2 protein-coding genes are annotated in these 1,387 nt (G+C 41.1%); both read left to right on the forward strand.

Annotation, left to right across the window (positions count from 1 at the left end; translation table 11 throughout):
- On the forward strand, positions 1-395 hold a 395-nt coding region (locus GNF10_RS36860), incomplete at its 5' end, for a response regulator transcription factor (protein ID WP_185607491.1).
- A gap of 774 nt (positions 396-1,169) precedes the next feature.
- Positions 1,170-1,387: hypothetical protein (locus GNF10_RS38185; RefSeq protein WP_221644710.1), on the forward strand; the 218-nt coding region annotated here is incomplete at its 3' end.

The following is a 1,387-nucleotide window of genomic DNA, read 5'->3' on the forward strand; positions in this document are numbered from 1 at the left end:
TTCGTCATGGGGCTGATTCTTATATGCTCAAAAGTGCTGATGTAGAATTGATTGAACTAGCCATCAAGAGAGCTTACCTTGATGAATGCCTGCTTGACCCAAAGCTGGCTAAAAAACTGTTAAAAAACCTTGATAAAAATAGATATATTGACCCTAGCTTTGCTGACAAGAACTTGCTTGACTCTCCCACCGAACGACAAATACAAGTCCTGCGTTTACTGGCTCAGGGTTTAGCTTTTGAACAGATTGCCAAAGAAATGTTTCTCTCTGTTAGTACAGTCAAACGTTATGCCAGTGATTTGTACAGTAAATGGCACGTCAAGAACAGTTATGAGGCAATAAAAAGAGGGGCGATGCTTGGTTATATTGACTATAACTTGATTGTGAATGAATGAGCTATTGGTGAGGAGAGCGAAAGAATTAAGTCGGGGAGTGGTGGGGTTTATTTTTGTACAAAATCTCTATATCCCTAACTAGCCCAATCACTGCTGCAACACGCCCAGAGCGCACTTTCCGAACCTCGGCAGTCATTATTGAGATACAGCCAAACTTCAAGGTAAAAGGTCAACGGTTCAGTTCGGAGGAATTGAAGCGACTGTTTAATGAATTGGTTGAGAATAGTCTTTAGTCTGGCTAGATCCAAATACTATCGAAATTAACCTTCAGCAGACAGACCTAGAGGACAGACAGAATTAGACAGAAACCTTATGGAACAAGGGACAGACCAGACAGACATCTAGACAGAAACTAGACAGCAGACATTAGCCCTCGGTTGATCACCGGGGTTTTCTGTTGGTGGCTTGAGCCAGAACTGCTGAAGAAGGCTCTCTTCCCCCAGGCACTCGTCTACCTCTTGCCTAAAGTCGGCGATAGCGGAGCGTCGTAGCGAGGGTGTTTATGACTTGCAATTTCCATTAAATTTTTCTCTTAGAAATAGCCAATCAACTTAAAGCATTAAAATTCTGGAATTGTTCATGGTATATCTGCTGTATCCCAAAATAAATTTGTATACAGCGCCCAGCCATGCCCCAAGACTTCTCCGGTCATAATCGGCACGGTGATGCCTATCTCGGCTCAATGCCTATTTGTCCAAAGTCCAAGTTAGAATAAAATCTAACTTAAATAGAATCACGGTTGTATTTTAATTTGATATATGCATTTGAAATGCCATGAAGCTAAACTATTGGGTTGGTGGATTCGTAATTGTAGTAATCTTATTCTCAAATTCTCTGGGTTTAACACAGACGGGAGAGAGTAGTAACAATCCAAAAAGAGTAAATGAATCACAGCCAACCTATGTTATTGGACTTCGGAAAAATGCTGCTCCTATAAGTTCTATAGCTCCTGATTGGACTGAAAGTGATAAGTTTGAAGGTTATTGTCATGC

The organism is Nostoc sp. UCD121 (genome assembly GCF_014222285.1).
Classification (GTDB): Bacteria; Cyanobacteriota; Cyanobacteriia; order Cyanobacteriales; family Nostocaceae; genus Nostoc.